Annotated in this window: 22 protein-coding genes and 1 tRNA gene; 16 read left to right on the top strand and 7 right to left on the bottom strand. The window is 40.3% G+C overall.

Annotation, left to right across the window (positions count from 1 at the left end):
- Positions 1 to 10: 10 nt before the first annotated feature.
- From DXB58_RS20320 to nuoE, 3 genes are read left to right on the top strand one after another with little or no spacing between them, the layout of a single operon-like run.
- Positions 11 to 1,918: an NADH-quinone oxidoreductase subunit NuoF gene (locus DXB58_RS20320; protein WP_122138084.1), complete on the top strand. Its 1,908-nt coding sequence runs from the start codon at positions 11 to 13 to the stop codon at positions 1,916 to 1,918.
- A gap of 12 nt (positions 1,919 to 1,930) precedes the next feature.
- On the top strand, positions 1,931 to 3,697 hold the full coding sequence (locus tag DXB58_RS20315; RefSeq protein WP_117935148.1) for an NADH-dependent [FeFe] hydrogenase, group A6: 1,767 nt from the start codon (positions 1,931 to 1,933) through the stop codon (positions 3,695 to 3,697).
- A gap of 19 nt (positions 3,698 to 3,716) precedes the next feature.
- Positions 3,717 to 4,193: an NADH-quinone oxidoreductase subunit NuoE gene (gene nuoE, locus DXB58_RS20310; RefSeq protein WP_117935149.1), complete on the top strand. Its 477-nt coding sequence runs from the start codon at positions 3,717 to 3,719 to the stop codon at positions 4,191 to 4,193.
- 70 nt (positions 4,194 to 4,263) lie between these two features.
- Here nuoE and DXB58_RS20305 read toward each other — a convergent pair whose 3' ends face one another.
- The 4 genes from DXB58_RS20305 to DXB58_RS20290 form a co-directional block, all read right to left on the bottom strand.
- Positions 4,264 to 6,174: a response regulator gene (locus DXB58_RS20305; protein WP_122138083.1), complete on the bottom strand. Its 1,911-nt coding sequence runs from the start codon at positions 6,172 to 6,174 to the stop codon at positions 4,264 to 4,266.
- Between the two features lie 80 nt (positions 6,175 to 6,254).
- A complete protein-coding gene (locus tag DXB58_RS20300; protein ID WP_122138082.1) occupies positions 6,255 to 8,219 on the bottom strand; it encodes an LruC domain-containing protein in 1,965 nt (654 codons plus the stop codon).
- A gap of 162 nt (positions 8,220 to 8,381) precedes the next feature.
- Positions 8,382 to 8,469: transfer RNA gene (locus tag DXB58_RS20295), tRNA-Ser, on the bottom strand.
- 73 nt (positions 8,470 to 8,542) lie between these two features.
- On the bottom strand, positions 8,543 to 10,600 hold the full coding sequence (locus DXB58_RS20290) for a HAMP domain-containing sensor histidine kinase (protein ID WP_122138081.1): 2,058 nt from the start codon (positions 10,598 to 10,600) through the stop codon (positions 8,543 to 8,545).
- A gap of 342 nt (positions 10,601 to 10,942) precedes the next feature.
- Here DXB58_RS20290 and DXB58_RS20285 point away from each other — a divergent pair, with 342 nt between their 5' ends.
- The 8 genes from DXB58_RS20285 (at position 10,943) to DXB58_RS20250 (ending at position 16,896) form a co-directional block, all read left to right on the top strand.
- Positions 10,943 to 11,269, top strand: coding sequence for a helix-turn-helix transcriptional regulator (locus DXB58_RS20285; protein ID WP_117935155.1), 327 nt, complete (start codon positions 10,943 to 10,945; stop codon positions 11,267 to 11,269).
- A 77-nt stretch (positions 11,270 to 11,346) separates the two neighbouring features.
- Positions 11,347 to 11,580: a thioredoxin family protein gene (locus tag DXB58_RS20280; RefSeq protein WP_122138080.1), complete on the top strand. Its 234-nt coding sequence runs from the start codon at positions 11,347 to 11,349 to the stop codon at positions 11,578 to 11,580.
- Between the two features lie 10 nt (positions 11,581 to 11,590).
- Complete coding sequence (locus DXB58_RS20275; protein ID WP_117935159.1) at positions 11,591 to 12,034, top strand: nitrophenyl compound nitroreductase subunit ArsF family protein; 444 nt, start codon at positions 11,591 to 11,593, stop codon at positions 12,032 to 12,034.
- A gap of 1 nt (position 12,035) precedes the next feature.
- On the top strand, positions 12,036 to 12,743 hold the full coding sequence (locus DXB58_RS20270) for an aromatic aminobenezylarsenical efflux permease ArsG family transporter (protein ID WP_122138079.1): 708 nt from the start codon (positions 12,036 to 12,038) through the stop codon (positions 12,741 to 12,743).
- 34 nt (positions 12,744 to 12,777) lie between these two features.
- Entirely contained in the window at positions 12,778 to 13,104 is a 327-nt protein-coding gene (gene arsD / locus DXB58_RS20265) for an arsenite efflux transporter metallochaperone ArsD (protein WP_122138078.1), read from the top strand.
- A 27-nt stretch (positions 13,105 to 13,131) separates the two neighbouring features.
- A complete protein-coding gene (gene arsA, locus DXB58_RS20260; RefSeq protein WP_122138077.1) occupies positions 13,132 to 14,844 on the top strand; it encodes an arsenical pump-driving ATPase in 1,713 nt (570 codons plus the stop codon).
- 56 nt (positions 14,845 to 14,900) lie between these two features.
- The gene (arsB, locus tag DXB58_RS20255) at positions 14,901 to 15,929 is read left to right on the top strand and encodes an ACR3 family arsenite efflux transporter (protein ID WP_122138076.1); all 1,029 of its coding nucleotides are present in this window, start codon (positions 14,901 to 14,903) and stop codon (positions 15,927 to 15,929) included.
- Between the two features lie 358 nt (positions 15,930 to 16,287).
- The gene (locus DXB58_RS20250) at positions 16,288 to 16,896 is read left to right on the top strand and encodes a sce7726 family protein (RefSeq protein ID WP_158571576.1); all 609 of its coding nucleotides are present in this window, start codon (positions 16,288 to 16,290) and stop codon (positions 16,894 to 16,896) included.
- Here the strand turns inward: DXB58_RS20250 and DXB58_RS20245 are convergent.
- The 3 genes from DXB58_RS20245 to DXB58_RS20235 are packed head-to-tail and all read right to left on the bottom strand — an operon-like array spanning position 16,882 to position 19,062.
- Entirely contained in the window at positions 16,882 to 17,976 is a 1,095-nt protein-coding gene (locus tag DXB58_RS20245) for a hypothetical protein (protein WP_122138074.1), read from the bottom strand. The genes DXB58_RS20250 and DXB58_RS20245 overlap by 15 nt on opposite strands.
- 8 nt (positions 17,977 to 17,984) lie before the next feature.
- Positions 17,985 to 18,518, bottom strand: coding sequence for an ImmA/IrrE family metallo-endopeptidase (locus DXB58_RS20240; RefSeq protein ID WP_158571575.1), 534 nt, complete (start codon positions 18,516 to 18,518; stop codon positions 17,985 to 17,987).
- Positions 18,511 to 19,062, bottom strand: coding sequence for a hypothetical protein (locus DXB58_RS20235; protein WP_147338742.1), 552 nt, complete (start codon positions 19,060 to 19,062; stop codon positions 18,511 to 18,513). The genes DXB58_RS20240 and DXB58_RS20235 overlap by 8 nt, the downstream gene beginning before the upstream one ends.
- A gap of 563 nt (positions 19,063 to 19,625) precedes the next feature.
- Here DXB58_RS20235 and DXB58_RS20225 point away from each other — a divergent pair.
- From DXB58_RS20225 to DXB58_RS20205, 5 genes are read left to right on the top strand one after another with little or no spacing between them, the layout of a single operon-like run.
- The gene (locus DXB58_RS20225; protein WP_122138071.1) at positions 19,626 to 19,835 is read left to right on the top strand and encodes a hypothetical protein; all 210 of its coding nucleotides are present in this window, start codon (positions 19,626 to 19,628) and stop codon (positions 19,833 to 19,835) included.
- A gap of 12 nt (positions 19,836 to 19,847) precedes the next feature.
- Positions 19,848 to 20,105, top strand: coding sequence for a hypothetical protein (locus tag DXB58_RS20220; protein WP_122138070.1), 258 nt, complete (start codon positions 19,848 to 19,850; stop codon positions 20,103 to 20,105).
- 19 nt (positions 20,106 to 20,124) lie between these two features.
- Positions 20,125 to 20,343: a DUF3873 family protein gene (locus DXB58_RS20215; RefSeq protein ID WP_122138069.1), complete on the top strand. Its 219-nt coding sequence runs from the start codon at positions 20,125 to 20,127 to the stop codon at positions 20,341 to 20,343.
- A 38-nt stretch (positions 20,344 to 20,381) separates the two neighbouring features.
- On the top strand, positions 20,382 to 20,606 hold the full coding sequence (locus DXB58_RS20210) for a hypothetical protein (protein WP_122138068.1): 225 nt from the start codon (positions 20,382 to 20,384) through the stop codon (positions 20,604 to 20,606).
- 26 nt (positions 20,607 to 20,632) lie between these two features.
- Positions 20,633 to 21,226 carry a hypothetical protein gene (locus DXB58_RS20205; protein WP_122138067.1) on the top strand — a complete coding sequence of 198 codons (594 nt, stop codon included), beginning with the start codon at positions 20,633 to 20,635 and terminating at the stop codon, positions 21,224 to 21,226.
- The last annotated feature ends 56 nt before the right edge of the window (positions 21,227 to 21,282 follow it).

The following is a 21,282-nucleotide window of genomic DNA, read 5'->3' as shown; positions in this document are numbered from 1 at the left end:
TCTGATACTTATGAAAATCTTATCTATCCATGATTTGGCTACAATCAGGAAGAGAGCAGAACACAAACTTTCATTACGTGAAGAGAGTAATGAAAAAGTAACCGAAAAGTGCTGCGGACTAGCGTCCGGCGCACAGCATCTTCAGATTCTTATCTGCGGCGGTACAGGGTGCAAAGCCTCTTCCAGTCAAGGCATTACGGAACATCTCCGGACAGTCATCGAAAAGAACGGCATTGCCGACAAGGTAGAAGTCATCACAGTGGGCTGCTTCGGCTTCTGCGAAAAAGGTCCTATTGTGAAAATCATTCCCGACAATACATTTTATACACAGGTCACTCCCGAAGATGCGGAAGACATCATCAACGAACATATCATCGGCGGCCGGAAAATAGAAAGGCTGCTATACATAGATCCCAAAACGGAACAGACTGTCAGTGACTCCAAACACATGGATTTCTATCGGAAACAACTCCGTATCGCCCTGCGTAACTGTGGCTTTATTGATCCCGAAAACATCGAAGAATACATCGCCCGAGAAGGGTACTTTGCATTAGCCGATTGCCTGCTCAACAAACAACCGATGGATGTGATTGATATTATCAAACAATCCGGTTTGCGCGGACGCGGTGGTGGCGGTTTTCCTACCGGATTGAAATGGGAGTTTGCCCATAAACAGAAATCAGACGTCAAATATGTGGTTTGTAATGCCGATGAGGGAGACCCGGGTGCGTTTATGGACCGTTCCATCATGGAAGGAGACCCTCATTCGATTGTAGAAGCGATGTGCGTCTGCGGTTATTCTATCGGTTCTTCCAAAGGATTGGTGTATATCCGTGCCGAATATCCGTTGGCTATCAACCGTCTGAAAATCGCTATCGATCAGGCACGCCAATATGGGTTGCTGGGAGATCATATCTTGGGGACTGATTTTTGTTTCGATATAGAAATACGATATGGGGCAGGTGCATTCGTCTGCGGAGAAGAAACCGCCCTGATTCACTCTATGGAAGGAAAACGAGGCGAACCAACCCTCAAACCGCCTTTCCCCGCCGAATCCGGTTATTTGGGCAAGCCTACCAATGTTAACAATGTAGAGACACTTGCCAATATCCCCATCATTCTGACGCAAGGTGCCGACTGGTTTGCAGCCATCGGAACGGAGCGCTCCAAAGGAACGAAAGTATTCGCCCTTGCAGGAAAAATAAATAATGTCGGTCTGATTGAAGTGCCGATGGGAACCACTCTCCGTGAAGTAATTTATGAAATCGGCGGTGGTATCAAAGGCGGAAAGAGGTTCAAGGCTGTGCAGACAGGCGGACCTTCGGGCGGCTGTCTGACAGAGAAGCACCTGGATACTCCTATTGACTTCGACAATCTCTTGGCTGCCGGCTCCATGATGGGATCGGGAGGTATGATTGTCATGGATGAGGATGATTGCATGGTATCTGTTGCCCGTTTCTACCTCGATTTCACTGTTGAAGAATCTTGTGGAAAATGTACGCCTTGCCGTATCGGCAACAAACGTCTATTGGAGCTACTGAACAAGATAACAGAAGGAAGAGGCACGGAAAAAGACTTGGATACCCTTGCCACTTTGGGGCAAGTAATTAAGGATACCGCCCTCTGCGGATTAGGGCAGACTTCTCCGAATCCTGTTCTATCAACACTGGACAATTTCTATGATGAATACGTGGAGCATGTGCGGGATAAAACCTGTCGCGCCAAGCAATGTAAATCACTGCTGACTTATACGATTAATCCGGAGCATTGCATCGGTTGTCATTTATGCGCCAAAAACTGTCCGGCTGATGCAATCGGCGGCTTAGTGCGAAAACCGCATGTAATCAATCCTGATAAATGTATCAAGTGCGGCATGTGCATGGCACGCTGCAAATTCAATGCTATTCTTGTCTGCTAAAATCTATTTACTATGGAAGAAAAACAAATTACTCTCCAGATAGACGGTCATTTCATCACTGTGCCCGAGGGAAGCACTATTCTTGAGGCCGCTATCAAAATCGGTATCAATATACCTACGCTGTGTCATATCGACCTGAAAGGAACCTGTATAAAAAATAATCCGGCTTCCTGCCGTATTTGTGTGGTTGAAGTGATGGGACGACGCAACCTGGCTCCTGCCTGCGCTACCCGTTGCACGGAGGGCATGGTAGTAAAAACCAGTACCCTGCGCGTAATGAACGCTCGTAAAGTGGTGGCTGAACTAATCCTTTCGGATCATCCCAATGACTGCCTCACTTGCCCTAAATGCGGCAACTGCGAACTCCAAACGTTAGCACTGCGTTTCAACATTCGCGAAATGCCTTTCAATGGTGGTGAGCTGTCTCCCCGCAAACGGGAAATTACCGCTTCTATCGTCCGTAATATGGATAAATGTATTTTCTGTCGCCGTTGTGAAAGTGTTTGCAATGATGTACAGACGGTCGGAGCATTGGGCGCCATCCGTCGCGGCTTCAATACAACCATCGCTCCTGCCTTTGACCGAATGATGACGGAAAGTGAATGTACTTACTGCGGTCAGTGTGTGGCTGTCTGTCCCGTAGGCGCATTAACAGAACGTGACTACACCAACCGTCTGCTCGACGATCTGGCTAATCCGGACAAAGTAGTGATTGTGCAGACCGCACCTGCCGTACGGGCTGCCCTAGGTGAAGAATTCGGATTTCCTCCCGGCACTCTGGTAACCGGAAAAATGGTGTACGCGCTTCGCGAACTGGGATTCGACTATGTATTCGATACTGATTTTGCAGCAGACCTTACCATTATGGAAGAGGGTTCTGAAATTCTGAACCGCCTGACGCGTTATCTCAACGGAGATAAATCCGTGCGGTTACCCATCCTGACCTCCTGCTGTCCGGCATGGGTCAACTTCTTCGAACATCATTTCCCGGACATGCTGGACATTCCGTCTACCGCCCGCTCCCCACAACAAATGTTCGGTTCCATTGCCAAATCCTATTGGGCGGAGAAAATGGGCATACCCAGAGAAAAGCTGGTTGTCGTATCTATCATGCCTTGTCTGGCTAAAAAGTACGAATGTGCCCGTGATGAATTCAAAGTGAACGGTATCCCCGATGTGGATTATTCTATTTCTACCCGTGAGCTGGCACGACTAATCAAACGTGCCAATATCGGGTTCCCTCTCGTATTGGACAGCCCATTCGACAACCCGATGGGTGAATCGACAGGTGCCGGTGTCATTTTCGGAACAACAGGTGGTGTAATGGAAGCCGCTCTCCGTTCTGTCTATGAAATCTATACCGGAGAACCTCTGAAAAATGTGAATTTCGAACAAGTACGCGGACTAAGCGGTGTTCGTCGTGCTACTATTAACCTAAACGGATTTGAATTAAAAGTAGGCATCGCACACGGACTAGGCAACGCTCGTCATCTACTGGAAGATATACGGAACGGGCACAACGAATATCATGTAATCGAAATTATGGCTTGCCCCGGAGGCTGTATCGGTGGCGGCGGGCAACCTTTGCATCACGGCAACTCGGAAATACTCTATGCACGCGCTAACGCACTTTACCGCGAAGACGCCAACAAACCTTTGCGCAAATCGCACGAGAATCCGTATATCAAGACATTATACGAGGATTATCTCGGCAAACCGCTGGGTGAGAAATCGGAAACTCTCCTGCATACGCATTATTTCAACAAAGCGATTGATTAACTTTTAAATGAAGAGTATTATGTCAGATATCAAACTAGCCTGTGACATGGCAGAGCAAATCAAAACGATCTGCGACAAGCATGGAAACAACCCGGGCGAACTTATCAATATTTTGCACGAGGCACAGCATCTGCAAGGGTATCTACCCGAGGAAACACAACGGATTATCGCTTCCAAACTCGGAATTCCCGTGTCGAAAGTGTATGGTGTCGTCACTTTCTATACTTTCTTTACTATGACTCCCAAAGGAAAACATCCCATCTCCGTCTGCATGGGTACAGCTTGTTATGTACGTGGTTCTGAAAAGCTACTGGAAGAGTTCAAACGTGTATTGGGTATCGAAGTCGGTGATACCACCCCGGACGGAAAGTTCTCATTAGACTGTCTGCGTTGTGTAGGTGCCTGCGGACTGGCTCCGGTAGTGATGATCGGCGAAAAGGTGTACGGACGCCTGCAACCGGTAGATGTAAAGAAGATTATTGAAGAATTGGAATAGAAACAAAAAAAGCCTGCAAGTTCCCCACATCTTGCAGGCTGTCTTTTTTTCTACCTACCCCATATATTGACTAGAAAGTCCTTTCTTCTACAAAATCAGAAAGTAATTTCATCAATTCTTTCTTTTTCAGAGGTTTCGTCATAAAATGATTGCATCCTACTGCGAATGCCGCTTCTTTGTCCGAATCGAAAGCATTAGCTGTAAGAGCTATAATCGGAATATTCTCATCAAATTGCCGTATCAGGAAAGTGGCTTCCAAACCATCCATAACAGGCATTCTCATATCCATAAAAATAAGATCGTAAGAATTGTTACGCGCCTTTTCCAATGCTTCGGCTCCGGTAATAGCACGATCCAGATCATTATCTTTTAATATTTTCTTTACCAACTGAAAGTTACTGTCAATATCTTCCGCTACAAGAATATTCAACTGTCCCAGTCTTTCGGAGAAGACACTAAAGTCTTGTTCCGATATATCTTCCTCTACTTCCACCTCTTCCAGTCCGGTTTTCTCTGTATACTCCACTTTTGTATAAGCAATATACCAAAATTCCGAACCGACATTCTCTTCAGATGTGAAACCCACTTCACCACCCGTAGCATCTGCAATCGCTTTACAAATAGAAAGCCCCAAGCCAGTGCCCTGCGCGAAATTATCCAATTTCTCAAATCTGCTAAAGATACGATTCTTTTTCTTGTCAGGGATGCCGATACCTGTATCTCTTACATATAATCTGACCTTTCCCGGTTCGCATTCATACCCCATCACGATTTCACCACTAGGCGTATATTTAATGGCATTCGTCACAAAGTTGGTAAATATCTGGATAAAACGATATTTGTCGAATTCCGCTATACACTTCGAATAAGGATTTATCAATTTCAAAGTAACAGCTGGATTCTTTATACGCTGCTGGAAAGAAGGGTATAACTCATTGCACAATTGCAGCAAATTCAGCTCCTGACGTTTGATATCAATAGAACCTGCCTCTATCTTTGACAAATCCAGGATATCGCCAATCAATCGCAAAAGAATATCACTATTCGTTTCTATCAACTGTTTATACTCGTATTTTTCCGACGGATCGTCCGTATCAGACAAAAGCTCCGAGAACCCGACTATCGCATTAAGAGGAGTACGGATTTCATGACTCATATTAGCAAGAAAAGTAGATTTGAGCTTATCCGCTTCTTCCGCCTTGTTCTTTGCCAGAATCAGATTCTGCTGATAGATAATATCTTCAGTGATATCCTGTTGAATAAAGGTAATCACAACAACACGTCCTACTTCATCCTCTTTCGGACAGTAAGTGAAATTACAGTAGCGATAATCCTCTTCTCCATCCTCCTTAATTCGCAGAACAATACTGTTAGTAAGAAGCTCTTCTTTACGAATAATAGCATTCAAGAGAGTTTCAAAACGTTCCCTTTCTTCCGGATGAATCCTCTCACGGATAAATTCAAGCGAACGTTTCTCTATATTTTCAATATAATAATCAAACTTATAAAACATACTATCTTCCAGACGGTAGTTCCATGACGCTAACTTTCCGGCATTCAAAGCTAATGCCAGTTCCTTTTGTACGGACTTTATTTTCTTTTCCTGCTCTTTCTTTTCCGTGACGTCTTCGCAAGTCAATAAATAACCCTGCACCTCTCCCGCTTCACTTCGCATAATTACTACTTTGGTTACAAAGTACTTTCTGGCTCCTCTTATTCCCGTATTAAAAAAGGTCTCTCCACAGAGATCAAAATCATAATCGGTCTCGAAAGACACATTAAACCCCTTTTTTAGTTCAGCCTTATCTTCTGCGGTGATGTTCGGATCGTCGAAGATATTGATATCAAGCACCTGTTCCATGGTTGTGCCGAACATGTTTAATGCTACATTATTGGCATATTTCAGATATCCATCTTTATCGTAATAAACAACTCCTAATGATAAGTATTCAGGAATGAGCGAGAGAATCTTGTTTTGCATATTTATATTGTTAAGCCTAAAAAAGGAAATGTATACCCTACCCTACATTCCCTTTTTTATTTTAGTTCAAACAGAAATTGCTACTTAGCACCTTTATCTTTAAGATACCAATCTGCAGCTTGTGATCCATTGGAGTTAACCCAAGTCTTGAATGACGGATATTGTCCAGCCGAATCTATTTGCTTTGTTTCATCAGCCGGTATAAATCCTACTATTGGAATATCTATTGCAAATGGATATTTACCATCCTTGTCAATAAAGTAAGCATCACTCTCGGAATACAATTTACTTCTATCGATCAAATCAGTCGGTGACTTTTTCGGCAAATGCACTTCTGCACGTCCGGTTCCACGGATTCCTTTTATAATCGCATAAGGATTGAAGTCTGTTTTCACTTTATCTTTATCAATGGATGAACCAAATTCGCGAGTAATAGTAAATGTCTGGTTTTGCAAATATTTCACCCCTTTAGTAATAACGATCGAACGTGATCCGTTTTCAATTTCACATCCTGCGGGTAAAGTTACAGTTCCCATATTGTCTACCTGATAAGCGAACACATTGTCATAAATAGCAGCATTATCTTTCTGCTTCGGAGTGAAACTTTCTTCCACTTTAATAGCCTTATTATCTTTATCGTAGGTTATGGCACGCTTATATTCTATAATCACGTCATTCATATCATAGTCGCCAGCTTTAGGCCAATTATCTTCGAAAGCCAAAGTACCTACGATTGTTTCTGTTTCAGGTTTTACTTCAGGAGTTTCATCAGGAATAATAGGACGGTCGTCACCAGTAATTTCAGGCGTAGTTTTCACACAGAACATTACGTCGTCAAAATCATTATCACCTTTAGTAGCGCCAAACTCATCTTCTACACCTACTACTAATAATTTAGATTTGGTGTCATACAGAGTTATGAACTGACGATCATCGCCACTCTCATTCGACAAACAGATATTTCTTGTAGATTGAGTATGATATTGTGTATAAAGGTCATTTACTTTCTTGATATTATCCCCATTATCGCTCACCCAAGGAGCAGCATTACTCAACAGGAACCAACCAATAGTATATCCGCCCGGAAAATCTTCTGTCGGAACAGCCTTACCATCTTCACCAAAGAAAAGAAGTTTGGCAGTATCACCACATTTTAAGCCATAGCTTCTATAACCTGCATTAGGGAAAATCACATATTTCTTCATTCCCCAAAAATCATTGCGAGTAGTAGGAGCAGAATTTGTCTTATAATAATAATATCCAAAAACATTCTGGAAGGCTCCATTTTCATCTACAAAAGAAACTTCAACCTTTGCACTACCACCAGTAACACCAACAGGAATAGTAATATTCAACTTATCGGCATCAATACGAAGATTTTCATTCTTCCCGCCATTTGCAGCTCTATTGTTTGCTAAATAAGCTTGCACACGAGAAGTCAATCCATCCATATCATAAGACGTTTTAGACAAATAATTGGCGGTCGTCGGATATCCATTACCATTCCAAGTACACAAAGAATACATATTATCTCCACGACCTGCAGGTCCTAATTGATAAGGTATTTGATCATTTAGCACTCCAGCTGCGGCAGCTGCACGAGTTTTAGAACCTGTTGCCTTATTAGCATCATACGAAAAGCCACTTGCGCTACCTGTCAATTTCACAGAGTGAGGCAATCCCATACGATTTGTATACAGATACGCTTCTTTCACAGCAGTAGGCACATACATAGTAGACGAGATTTTACCATCTTTTATAAAAGTCTTATAAATAGGCGATATCCCCTCTTTCAATTTGCCTGAAGCATCTACCGGATCTTCGGCATACACTTCTACATTAGCTACAAAACCTGAAGCAGCATAATCTACATTGAGTGGAATATTTCCTCTCAATTGAAAACCAAAATAAGAATCTTCGGATGGTAATTTAGACTTCCGTGAATCTTCGTCACTGTTATACAAATCTTTCTCTGCGCAACTTGCAATAACGCCCAGTAATAACAATAGGGTAGTCCCCCGGGTAATCCCTCTCAATAAGTTCATAATGTTTGTTTGTTAATGTGTAAGTAATTGAGTTTAGAAAATCTCGATGCAAACATAATCTAAATTTGCAACTATTACAAAAATAAAACAAGTATTTTTAGTGGCAATAGAAATATTTAACTAAAAAAGAGAGCTTCAGAAAGGAATGTATATTAAAAACTGCGGAGAGAGCGGGATTCGAACCCGCGATACACTTTTGGCGTATACACGCTTTCCAGGCGTGCCTCTTCAACCACTCGAGCATCTCTCCTCGTTTTCGGAGCGCGAAAGTAAGACATCTTTCTGATATATCCAAATACTTTTTCGCCTTTTCCTTAAAAAAGCTAATTTTTCACTGGAAATACAAGTACAAAGCGAGTACCTCCCGTGTATTCACGGTCAATATTTATTGTCCCTCCCAAGCGCCTGACAATTAGTCGGCAAATATAAAGCCCAAGTCCTGCTCCCGGTTTAAATTCATCGAGTTTGGTGAAACGATCAAAAACCCATTCCTGTTTTTCTTCCGGAATGCCAATACCAGTATCGGTCACTTTGATTACAAGCTGCTCTCCCTCCCTGTGACAGCTCAACTTAATTTCCCCGCTTTCGGTAAACTTATTGGCATTATTCAACAGATGAGCAAGGGTTTGCGACAAATAAGGAATATTCGTGCGGATATTACAATCACCATTATCCACATCCAAACAGTAGTGAATGCTTGCTTTCCCCTCTCCTGTCTGCAGCCTATCCATTTCCTGCACACAGATAGAACAAATATCCGCCTTCTCCATCGGAAGCTCTTCCACCGAACTACTCAAATTGGAAACTTCCAGCAAATCGTTCAACAGACGAGTCAGCAAATCCGTATTCTGTTGAATCAACTCCGGAAATTCCACTTTACATTCGGCATCTATCGTTTCATCCAGCAACAAATTACTAAAACCATTGATCGCATTCAGCGGTGTGCGGATTTCATGACACATGGAATTGATGAAAGCTGTTTTCATCTTCTCGCTTTCCTGCGCCTTTTCGCTCTGCCGGAGTACTTCCTCATTAGATTCCAGCAATTCCTTTTGCATCCGTTTCAACTTATTCAAATGGATTCGTTGGCTGATTCCCCAAACGATAGATAAAAGAAGTACAAAACTTATAGAAAGGAAACCGATCTGCCGATTTCGCGAAGTCAAGCGTTCCTTTTCCAACTCCAGATGATTCAGATCATAACGGGTATCCATTTCCGCCCGCAATTCACTGGATTCCGCATCCACCACTTTCTCCCGCAATGAATCATAGATTTCCATCCGCTCGTATGCATCCTTATAGTCATGCAGGCGCGCATAGCATTTGGCTTGTTCCTTATACATGCTGGATGTAACCGCCAATACGATTGCAGTATTTTCATTTCCCATGGTATTGATAACCGAATCCTTATAAGCAATTGCCATTCTGTAATTGCGCGCATCTTCATAGAAACCCTCATAAGCAAAATACAATGTCAGCATTTCACCTCTTTTTCGAAGCATTTCATCCGTCTTTTCCAGACAGTGATACGCTTTCTCATATCCCACTAATGACGGAAAATGAGCAATCCCCATATAATATAATGAATAAACGTATTCGAAATTCTGATAGATATCCTTTTTCACTTCCGGCATTTCTTTATAGTGCTCCAGAATATCCATCATTTTCTCCAAGAAAGCTACCGTTTTGGGTCCTTCGCGCGAATTAAGATAACTAAGATAGATATTATCATTGGCCCAGAACAGTAATTCCGCCGCATGCTCCACAGGCAGTTTCAATAATAATTCAAACACACGGTCGAAATAACGGGAGGCATTCTTATAATTTTCAATTCTGGTTTCAGAAATAGTCAGCGTAGTCGCCATGCCTAAAGCATAATTGCGTTCTATCTGAAAATAGATGTCCTCCTGATTTTCTTCGGGATCAGTATACATCTTTGTCAAATATTCAATCGTTTGGCCTTCATTGTCCGTCCAATCGGCTATCGAACGAATATTCTTCAAATGCACCTCCGTTATAAAGCTCTTCTTTCGTTCACCGGTCAGGTATTTGTCAGCAAGCTTGAGGTAGTAAATCACAGAGTCGTTCGTCAATACACGCTCTTTCCTGTTGATATTCATGATAAGTTTACGCAGAGCATCAGCTATGATATATTCATTCTTTGCCTTCACTCCCTCGTCAAACAAGATGCGAGTCAGCGGAATAGAATCTTTGAAGAGATAATTTCTGTAATAATTATCAAGGTTGAGACACCTTTCCATCCGTTCTTGCTGTGTTTGTGCATGAATAAACAAGGTTTTCAAACTATCTGCCGTATTCTCTTTAGACTGAAGAGAGAGCGGCAAAAGAAATATGACGAAGAAAAGCAAAATATACCTCATTACTTTCCAATTAAATATAAAGCAGCAAAAATATACATTTTATTTAGATTACCATCCATCCAAGATACTTTTATCATACGAAATATTTCCGACTATTATTGAGAGATAAACTTACAGACAATAAAAATCCTGCAAATCAACAACTTGCATAATTCCTACAATAATCTTAATGGAGAAATACATTTTTGAATTATGCAAATACCTAAATATAGATATTTCAACGTAGACACAAGTATACATACACTCGTACCCTGTGTCCAATCGAAAAAAAATCTATTTTATTTTGCTATCTATAAAAATGTTCGTAGTTTTGCGAACAACTAACAAGAAAGGAGAATTGAAGTGAAAGAAAAGCAATACACAACAGAGCAGGAACAGGTTGCCCGTTTTGCCAAAGCAATGGGACACCCAGCACGAATGGCAATTCTTGCTTTTTTAGCAAAACAAGAGAGTTGTTTCTTCGGTGATATTCACGAAGAACTACCTATTGCAAAAGCAACAGTTTCGCAGCATTTGAAAGAATTGAAAGAAGCAGGCCTAATTCAAGGAGAAATAGAAACCCCAAAAGTCCGGTACTGCATCAATCGGGAAAATTGGGAACTTGCCCGAAAACTTTTTGCCGCTTTCTTAGGAAACTGCAAATGTAAAGATACATCGTGCTGTGAATAACAGCACCTTTTTTTAGGAATATTGTTCGTAGTTCTACGAATTACGATTATTATATTAACTTTAAAGTAGAATGAAAAATGGAAATAAAAGTATTAGGAACCGGATGTTCAAGCTGTAAAGCATTGTATGAAAACACCAAGCAGGCAATTTCAGAATTAGATTGCGATGCAACGCTAATCAAAGAAGAAGATTTATTAAAAATCATGGAGTATAATATTTTAAATCTTCCGGCTTTGGCTATTGACGGCAAAGTGGTATCAGCAGGAAAAAGATTATCCCTGGCAGAAATAAAAGAACTGATAACCAAATAAAAAACAGGCTATGAGAAAGTTATTCTATCTACTGACCGCAACACTGGTTTTAATTTCCTGTGGAAATGGCTCAAAGAAAAAGACCGGAGAAATTAAAGCGGAAGAATTGCAATCTAACCGCATTGAGATTCTTTATTTTCATGGCGCACAGCGATGTATTACTTGCCGAGCGATAGAAGCCAATACGGTAGCCCTTTTGGATAGCCTTTATTCCAAAGAAAAAGCAAACCGTAAAATCATCTATCAAATGATCGACATTTCCAAGAAAGAGAATGAAGCGATTACAGACAAATACGAAGTTGCCTGGTCGTCTTTATTTGTAAATAGCTGGAAAGACGGAAAAGAGCATGTAAATAATATGACGGAATTCAGTTTCGCCAATGCAAGAAATGAGCCGGAAAAGTTTAAAGAGGGAATTAGAAGCAAGATTGACAACCTGCTAAAACAGTTATAAAATGAACTTTCTTCAATCATTATTAGATAACAGCTCCGTCCCTGTCATTACAGCCTTTATATTAGGAATTTTAACGGCTGTCAGTCCTTGTCCGCTAGCTACCAATATAACAGCGATAGGATTTATAAGTAAGGACATAGACAATCACCACCGGATATTTATAAACGGTTTGCTTTACACATTTGGCAGAATAGTGACCTATACCATTCTTGGCTTTATCCTTATTCCTATACTTCGTGAGGGCGCAAGCATGTTTTTAGTTCAAAAAGCCATAAGTAAATACGGGGAAATGCTGATAGCCCCGGTACTAATCATTATTGGAATATTCATGCTCGACCTGATAAAACTCAATCTGCCCAAAATCAATATAGGCGGAGAACGTTTAAAAGGCAAAATGAAAGGCGGTTGGGGAGCTATGTTATTAGGGATTTTATTCGCCCTTGCTTTTTGTCCTACCAGTGGAGTGTTTTATTTCGGTATGCTCATGCCTTTATCAGCAGCAGAAACAGGCGGTTACCTTTTACCCGTAATTTATGCCATTGCTACAGGATTGCCCGTAATCCTTGTCGCATGGATTTTGGCTTACAGCGTTGCCGGATTAGGCAAGTTTTATAACCAAATACAAGTATTTGAGAAATGGTTTCGTAAAATAGTTGCTATTCTCTTTATCGCAGTAGGAATTTATTATGCAGTCATTTTTTATCTATAAAAAAACAATTAATATCACTTAAAATAAAAACAGTATGAAAAAGATAGAAATATTCGACCCGGCAATGTGTTGCCCTACAGGTTTGTGTGGAACAAACATCAATCCTGAATTGATGCGAATTGCAGTTGTTATTGAAACGTTGAAGAAACAGGGCATCATCGTTACCCGGCACAACTTGCGTGACGAACCTCAAGTTTATGTGAGCAACAAAACGATAAATGAGTTCCTTCACAAGCATGGGGCGGATGCACTGCCTATTACTTTAGTAGATGGTGAAGTTGCCGTTTCGCAAACCTATCCAACCACTCAACAAATGAGTGAATGGACGGGAATTAATTTGGATTTTATGCCAGTAAAATAGTCATTTACCCACTAATATATTCAAAAAATGAAAGCATTCAAACTATCAGATATAGATTTGACTAAATACCTTTTCTTTACAGGGAAAGGCGGTGTAGGAAAAACGTCTATTGCCTGTGCTACTGCAGTAGGCTTGGCAGATAATGGGAAGAAAATTCTTCTTATCAGCACCGATCCGGCTTCAAACTTACAAGACGTATTTAATCAGACATTAAATGGACATGGCACTGACATAAAAGAAGTACCCGGTTTAACCGTTGTCAATCTCGACCCCGAACAAGCAGCAGCAGAATATAGGGAAAGCATTATTGCACCTTTCCGTGGACAACTACCGAACAGTGTTATCCAGAACATGGAAGAGCAACTTTCAGGATCTTGCACGGTAGAAATCGCAGCTTTCAACCAATTCTCCGATTTTATTACGGATGCTGATAAAGCAAAAGAATACAATCACATCATTTTCGATACAGCCCCTACCGGACATACATTACGAATGTTACAACTGCCGTCCGCATGGAGTACGTTTATTAGCGAAAGCACACATGGCGCATCTTGTTTAGGGCAATTATCCGGTTTGGAAAAACGAAAGGGCATTTATAAGCAAGCCGTTGAAACACTCTCGGATGCCAATGCCACCCGGTTAGTATTAGTCAGCCGTCCTGAAATCGCGCCATTAAAAGAAGCCGCCCGTTCTTCACATGAATTACAATTACTGGGAATTAAAAACCAATTATTGGTAATCAACGGACTTTTACAGCAGGTAGATGAATCCGATAGCGTATCGAAACAGATTTATGACAGGCAACAATCTGCCTTAAAACAAACCCCTGTGGAACTGTTGGAATACCCCTCTTATTATGTTCCTTTACGATCTTACAATTTGTCTAATATAGCAAATATCCGCCGGATGCTATACAATGACAATCTAACAAAAAACACAAATTACCAACGCATTACAGACGCAAAAAATATAAATGAATTGGTGAATGACCTTTATAAATCAGGAAAAAGGGTTGTCTTTACTATGGGAAAAGGCGGTGTAGGGAAAACCACGTTAGCTACTGAAATCGCCCTGAAATTAACCAAACTGGGCGCAAAGGTACATCTTACTACTACCGACCCGGCAAACCACCTGAACTATAATCTAGCTATCGAGGCAGGCATTACAGTAAGCCGCATTGATGAAGCGGAAGTATTGGAAGCCTATAAAAACGAAGTCCGCAGTAAGGTGGCAGAAACAATGACTGCCGAAGATATGGAATACATAGAGGAAGATTTGCGTTCACCATGTACACAAGAAATCGCAGTATTCCGGGCATTTGCAGAAATCGTAGATAAAGCAGAAAATGAAATTATCGTAATCGACACCGCTCCTACCGGACATACATTACTACTACTGGATGCAACAGAAAGTTATCATAAAGAAGTACAACGTACCCACGGTGATAGTCCCGCTTCGGTAAGAAAGTTATTGCCACGTTTAAGAAACCGGCAGGAAACAGAAGTCGTTATAGTAACCTTACCCGAGGCAACGCCCGTATTTGAAGCGGAACGCTTACAAATGGATTTGCAACGTGCCGGAATAAATAATAAATGGTGGGTAGTAAACTCCTGCTTGTCATTAACCGATACCCAAAATTCGTTTTTGCAGGCAAAGGCAAAGAATGAATTGATTTGGATTAAGAAAGTAGAAGAATTATCGAATGGAAATACCGCTCTGATAACCTGGAAAAATAACTAAAGAATATTCTTTACCTGAACGAATTAAAACCTCAATTAAAATAAACAGTTATTGCTATGGAAAAGAAACAAGGAATTAGTTTTTTCGAGAAATATTTAACGATATGGGTCGCTCTGTGTATTATCATTGGAATTACCATAGGGCAATGGCTTCCGGCAGTTCCGCAGACACTAAGCAAACTTGAATACGCTAATGTGTCTATCCCCGTAGCTATCCTGATTTGGTTAATGATTTACCCAATGATGCTAAAGGTCGATTTCCAAAGCGTTAAAAATGTCGGAAAACGTCCGAAAGGAATCATAGTTACCTGTGTAACAAATTGGCTGATAAAGCCGTTTACGATGTTTGGAATAGCCTATTTATTCTTTTATGTCATTTTCAAGACATTTATACCTGCCGGATTAGCCGAAGAATATTTAGCCGGGGCGGTACTATTGGGGGCCGCCCCCTGCACAGCTATGGTATTCGTGTGGAGTTACCTGACCAAAGGAGATGCCGCTTATACATTAGTACAAGTAGCAGTGAACGATTTAATTATATTGGTAGCGTTTGCACCCATCGTAGCTTTCCTTTTGGGAGTTGGCGGTGTATCTGTTCCGTGGGACACTTTACTACTTTCCGTTATCCTATTTGTCGTAATTCCACTTTCCGCCGGAGTCATTACCCGCACAACAGTTATCCGTCATTATGGAGTAGAATATTTCAATAATGTATTTTGTAAGAAATTTGATAATTACACCATTGGCGGACTACTGTTAACGCTCATTATCCTGTTTTCATTTCAGGGAGAAACGATATTAAATAATCCTCTACATATTATTTTGATAGCTGTTCCGCTTATCCTGCAAACAGTTTTGATCTTTTTTATTGCTTATGGTTGGGCGAAGTGGTGGAAATTACCCCATGATGTTGCCGCACCTGCCGGAATGATCGGAGCAAGCAATTTTTTTGAATTGTCGGTTGCCGTAGCTATTTCACTTTTCGGTCTACAATCAGGTGCAGCATTGGCAACAGTTGTCGGCGTATTGGTTGAGGTTCCGGTTATGTTGATGCTGGTAAAGATTGCAAATAACACACGAGACTGATAGACAACAAAAAATCCTACAAATCAATGATTTGTAGGATTTTATTCTCTTACTGTCCGGTTTTATCCGATACATTTCAGCGGAGAGACAGGGTTATGAACCAATCTCTCCGAAAATCCTTATTATCAAGGTGATAACGATTTCAAAAAACACGCCTGTAACGATTTAGTAACGGTATTTTGTCTGTCATAGTCGCCTAATGACTTCTTCTTGTCTGCCCGTTATTTATCATTTGTCCTGCAAATATAATATTTTTTTCTTATATTAACTGCAACCTCTTTTTCTTTTTCGTATTTTTGAAAAATAAATTTGTTCGAGATAGAATAGTAATATACAACTGACTGATTATGATATGATAATGGGAAAAATAGATCTACATCCAAATGAAAATATAATAAAAGCAGCATTAATCAATAACTATGCTCACATTAACAGCAAACCATTTGTTGTTTGCAGTGAATTAACGATTTCTGAAGAATCTAAGATTGTCGATTTGGTTTTTTGTAAAGAGAATTTAAGCTACGCATATGAAATCAAAGCATGGAATGATGATATGCGCAGATTACCAGCCCAATTAGATGCTTACTGTAAGTTATTTGATTATATATATGTAGCTACTACAGCTAATCATCTCGACCAACTACAACTTATACCAGACTTTGTTGGCATTGTCCTTTATTCAACAAAGACAAAGAAAATTGTATATAAACGACGGGCAAAAAAAAATCATTTAATAGACAAAAAAGAGCTTTTAATGTCCATTCCAATTTCATATATTCGGAATAATAGTCCATATTCTAAATATACCAGATCTGATAATGATTTGTTTTCCTTTTTTCAAGCACACAATCTATTCATAAAGCATACATCAAGTAAATGTCGCTGGACAAATAACGACCTTGAAACAATATTGCATTATGAAGATATTTTAATGAATACTAATTATATATCATTAGATTATAGATAATCTTTTTAATTGTTCAATAATAAAAATATTCATTCGGACAGACAACCAAAACGATGGAGTAGCTCCGGGTTTAAGCCCTGCTGCTGCACTTTTTATAGTTTGAACTCCCCAACAATCAATACCCTTGGGGAAGAGAGAATCTGATATGCACTTACTTGCAACATCAACGTAAACATCAGCATAATCTCTTTTTTCTCTTTTTTGGCGGTAATAATAAATTTGCTGTTGAGAAATTACAGGTACATCTATTCTTGGTGTCCATCCTCTACTATAATATGCTGCCTCATCATTACGTTTCGGAGTAATACTACCATAATCTGAATAGGATACATTTATATTCGTAATGGCACTAACAATTTGTTCATAGAGGGATATTTCTGAACATTTAATCTTCCCATTCATATTTCCGCTCAAACTGGTTACACTATCAGGAAAAGATGTACTGGTAAATATATACTCAACATTATGGATTGATTCTAATATTGCAGATATTCTACCCAAACAATCTATTGCTCTTGTTGTTGCTATTCTTATAAGCCCATCAACAATATAGCCCTGATCATAAAAGATAAATAGTTGGGTATTATCGTTTATATTATCTTTTATAATTTTTATTTCTTCCTCTATGATGTTTGCATCTATTGCTGGATATATTTTATATCCAATTTTATTATATTTTTCGGCGAAAGTTTTAATTTGCCTTATAAAATTCACATAACCTTCATCTTGATCATTAACAAGAAGCATAGGGGTAGCATTAGAATATTGGTTATGTAATTTTGTAAATAACACATCCCAATTTGCATATCCATGTTGAAAATCATACAACTCATCTATTTGTTCGTTGCTTAAACTTTCTTCAGAAGTAATATCAAAAAATACAAATGAAGAAGGATCTAAAAAATCACCTAACGCATCAATTCTTTTTTGCAAATCACCTATTTTATCGTTTTTGCTCTTACGTCCACGAGTAATTTCAGCAAGTACTCGAAAATCGGGATTAGAGAAAATAACCTTAGGAATATTTTTTAAGGCTCGATATTCTGCATCTCCTGTTTTAATTTGTAATGTATATTTCATAATTCAAACTAATTAGGGAATGACTTTATTATACCGAGCTTATATGCACGATATAAAATAGCTTTTTCCGTTACTTGAAAAAGGTTACTTAACTGCTTTGGAGTATTTGTTCCAGCTTTGATTGCATTTTCAAAGGCTTCTTTAGGAATCAATAATTCAGCAGCAAAATCATTTGCGGCATATTCAATACCTAAACTATCTTCATTAGCATCCCGAAACAATGCTGTATCTTGGTGTTGGCCTTCCAAATTATTTTTGTGCAATGTATAATGTCCCAACTCATGTGCCAGCGTAAATCGCTGCCGAAGGGGAGATTGAAGACTATTTATAACAATAATAAATTTATCATCCTTCTTCTCAATGTAACCAGAAACATTATCACATAAAGGTTCTATTCTCAATTCAATATCCGACAAAGATTGCGTATAGGCAAAAACATCAAATACAGAATTTCTAACAAATTCAGTTTTATCTCTCAAAATATCTGTAGCAGCTTCTTGTGAGCTATTCTTCTCAATAAAAGAAGAATTTTGTTTAGTCATTCTCCGTCCCATCGTTATCTGTTGTTTCAAAACGTATTGAAGTATCTTCTAATTTTCTCACTCTTTTCTGTAATTCTTCAAAATCGTGAGATATATCGGATAATCCATTGCCAATCTTATCGTCAATAATTCCCCCAATTGTAGCATCAACCTCTTTATCTATTCGCATCAATTCCAACCATTTGGTCTTAAGATGGGAATTTATATTCGTTTCTATTTTTTTATCGACATTCAACCCAAAAACCAATACAACAATACCAATTACTGCTACTAAGATAGTAAGTAACCATGAAAAAAAGTTATATGTATGATTTGTATATTCTTGTGGAGATAAAACTAATCCATCTCGTTTTAATGACAGAAGTAGTTCCATAGAATTATTACTCAAAGAATCTACTTTCAACAATTCTTCAGAATTAATAATCCATGGGTATTTTTCTCCATTGACTATATAAACTTCATATCCACAAGCATGGAAAATGAAGAATGCCACCGGAATCAATAATAAAATTATTGTAGGTAGCCACATACAAAATCTTTTCATAAACAATAAAAATATCATTATTCGCAAAGATAAGTAAATTATAATTTCGTTAGAATCTGAATCGTTAGATTTAACGATATAAAACATTTTCCACTTGTTGTTGAATCCCCCCCCCTATAATTCAGAACTTTATTATAAAATGAAATATTTGCGAAATCTCAAAAAAGAAGAGTATTTCCTAATGTGTACGAATAGGTAGGCACTATTCGTACTTTCTCGAATCTGCCTAATAATTCGTTTACCTCCATTTTCGCTGTCTTCCCATCGCGTCGTGGCGTCGTTACGTTGCAGGTGCAAAGGTGTTTACGAGGTCTTGACGGACGTACAAGGTCGAGCCTTGCGGTTTTGCGAAAAATCTTCCCTGCGCCCTGCGGTTGCGAGGTATTTGTTCTCAAAAACCTTGTACGTCCTAACCTCTACACCGAAAAGCCCCTGAAACGAAACGACCGACGCGACCGAAAGACGCATCAAAAAAAATGTCGGATAAACGAGCGGCAGATTAGGATAAGAAACTCACTCCCTCCACTCTCAAATCCGCATCAATCAAGAAAAGGAGGTCAAAGATGAAAGCAACATTAAAAATCGCATTTTGGTTGGTTCTGGCAATGTTTGTCAGCAGTATGTTCGGCGGTAGCATTTGGGCATGGTCGATAGGTCTATGGCTCTGCAAGGAGATTATAGAGGGTATTATCCGCTTTCTGTTCGGCTGCATCGTCTTCCTGCTTTCTGCGGTCGCCCTTTTCGGTTTTCTCTTTTGGTTATTAACACTCTAATTACAAAGCATTATGAACGTAACAATCGAATCTTTCTTTTGTCCCTATTGCGACGAAGTGACGGAGACCTATTTCCGCCTTGTGAACACCATTCTTTTTGCCGATGGCGAAGAGAGCCTGCGGCAAGGTCTCGAACGCTTGAAAACCCAAGTGCCGCTCGACGACTATTTCGTGTACGGTTTCGGCGCACATCATCTATGGGTACACCAGCGCAAGCCCAGCGAGCAAACCCAATATTTCAGGTGCAGGCTGATGAAAGCAGAGTTTTAACCCCTAAAAGATTACGACAATGAAAACGAAAATAACAGTAAACGGCGTATCGGTTTGCCCGACGGGAGAAGAACGCCACGAGTATTTTACCCTCACTCTTTCCCCACGCAGAAAGAAACGTCTTTGTCAATACGACTACCGACACACGGACGGCGAATTGTTCTCCTGCGTCGCCCCGACATTGGAGGAGTGCCGAGCAAAACGGGATACATGGTTGAATAATAGAAACAATAAATAGATGAACGATGAAAAAAGAACAGAGTAAATTACCGGACATTGATAGTAACCTTTACGGAGCCGATCCGCATATTGGACAACTATTTCGACGATGTGGAAGCATGGGGCGTCGCCTCGCTCAAAGAGTGGATCGACAGCTACGAAAGCACACGCTTCATGCAAACGGACGAACACACGGCGGTCATTACCTCGGAATACAACGCAGAGTACGTGCAGGAGTGGCTGCAACGCCATACCTCCGTCGCCAACCTCATTTCGGCATAAGTTCAACCCACCTAAATAGAATCATTATGAAACCTATACAAGAATATACCAAGCAAGAGAAGTTAGAGGCGATTTTGGAATACAACCCGTGCCGAGTAGAGCGTAACGCAGTCCTGCGTTACCTCTTGGCCGTCCGTCGGGACAACGTCGAACAGATCGCCTATTTCGAGAGTTTCGGAAACAGCGTCCACAAGATTATCCTTAACGTGCGGACATACGAACGCGGACTGCTTTTCGGCTATGCAGCCAAGCAATTCGACGAGTACGGATGGATACGCGGGATGCTCCCTATCGTGGAGCGTATCGAGTTGGATATATTCAATACAATCCTTATCGGGCAGTCGATAGACGGCACATATGCCGTTACGGTAGATTGGAGCACGGGCGGCGCAGGCGGAGGCAGCCACCCGTCGGTCTGGGACGAGCCGATCAGCGACTATAAAACCGCCGTAAAACAAGGCATCGCCGAGTTGGAACAGCGTTACACCTATGCGATGGTGCATAGCTCCGACGGCTGTAACTACAATGCCTCGAAGATTCGCAAACTTATGTCGAAACTCAAAGAGATCAAACGGCAGTATTTAGAGCCGAAGCAACTCTCCTTGTTCGACGTCGCTTGAAACCGCCTCGAAAATCGAGTAGGAGGAAAACGAAGTAGTTTTCTTCCTACTTTCGC

Source organism: Bacteroides sp. OM05-10AA, from assembly GCF_003439055.1.
GTDB lineage: Bacteria > Bacteroidota > Bacteroidia > Bacteroidales > Bacteroidaceae > Bacteroides > Bacteroides intestinigallinarum.
The sequence above is the reverse complement of the archived record's forward strand: the minus strand, read 5'-3'. Positions and strand labels throughout refer to the sequence as shown.

Bases quoted from the DNA above. Each gene is read 5' to 3' on its own strand.
- DXB58_RS20320 (WP_122138084.1), top strand. From the start codon at position 11: ATGAAAATCTTATCTATCCATGATTTGGCTACAATCAGGAAGAGAGCA.
- DXB58_RS20315 (WP_117935148.1), top strand. From the start codon at position 1,931: ATGGAAGAAAAACAAATTACTCTCCAGATAGACGGTCATTTCATCACT.
- nuoE (WP_117935149.1), top strand. From the start codon at position 3,717: ATGTCAGATATCAAACTAGCCTGTGACATGGCAGAGCAAATCAAAACG.
- DXB58_RS20305 (WP_122138083.1), bottom strand. From the start codon at position 6,174: ATGCAAAACAAGATTCTCTCGCTCATTCCTGAATACTTATCATTAGGA.
- DXB58_RS20300 (WP_122138082.1), bottom strand. From the start codon at position 8,219: ATGAACTTATTGAGAGGGATTACCCGGGGGACTACCCTATTGTTATTA.
- DXB58_RS20290 (WP_122138081.1), bottom strand. From the start codon at position 10,600: ATGAGGTATATTTTGCTTTTCTTCGTCATATTTCTTTTGCCGCTCTCT.
- DXB58_RS20280 (WP_122138080.1), top strand. From the start codon at position 11,347: ATGGAAATAAAAGTATTAGGAACCGGATGTTCAAGCTGTAAAGCATTG.
- DXB58_RS20275 (WP_117935159.1), top strand. From the start codon at position 11,591: ATGAGAAAGTTATTCTATCTACTGACCGCAACACTGGTTTTAATTTCC.
- DXB58_RS20270 (WP_122138079.1), top strand. From the start codon at position 12,036: ATGAACTTTCTTCAATCATTATTAGATAACAGCTCCGTCCCTGTCATT.
- arsD (WP_122138078.1), top strand. From the start codon at position 12,778: ATGAAAAAGATAGAAATATTCGACCCGGCAATGTGTTGCCCTACAGGT.
- arsA (WP_122138077.1), top strand. From the start codon at position 13,132: ATGAAAGCATTCAAACTATCAGATATAGATTTGACTAAATACCTTTTC.
- arsB (WP_122138076.1), top strand. From the start codon at position 14,901: ATGGAAAAGAAACAAGGAATTAGTTTTTTCGAGAAATATTTAACGATA.
- DXB58_RS20250 (WP_158571576.1), top strand. From the start codon at position 16,288: ATGGGAAAAATAGATCTACATCCAAATGAAAATATAATAAAAGCAGCA.
- DXB58_RS20245 (WP_122138074.1), bottom strand. From the start codon at position 17,976: ATGAAATATACATTACAAATTAAAACAGGAGATGCAGAATATCGAGCC.
- DXB58_RS20240 (WP_158571575.1), bottom strand. From the start codon at position 18,518: ATGACTAAACAAAATTCTTCTTTTATTGAGAAGAATAGCTCACAAGAA.
- DXB58_RS20235 (WP_147338742.1), bottom strand. From the start codon at position 19,062: ATGAAAAGATTTTGTATGTGGCTACCTACAATAATTTTATTATTGATT.
- DXB58_RS20225 (WP_122138071.1), top strand. From the start codon at position 19,626: ATGAAAGCAACATTAAAAATCGCATTTTGGTTGGTTCTGGCAATGTTT.
- DXB58_RS20220 (WP_122138070.1), top strand. From the start codon at position 19,848: ATGAACGTAACAATCGAATCTTTCTTTTGTCCCTATTGCGACGAAGTG.
- DXB58_RS20215 (WP_122138069.1), top strand. From the start codon at position 20,125: ATGAAAACGAAAATAACAGTAAACGGCGTATCGGTTTGCCCGACGGGA.
- DXB58_RS20205 (WP_122138067.1), top strand. From the start codon at position 20,633: ATGAAACCTATACAAGAATATACCAAGCAAGAGAAGTTAGAGGCGATT.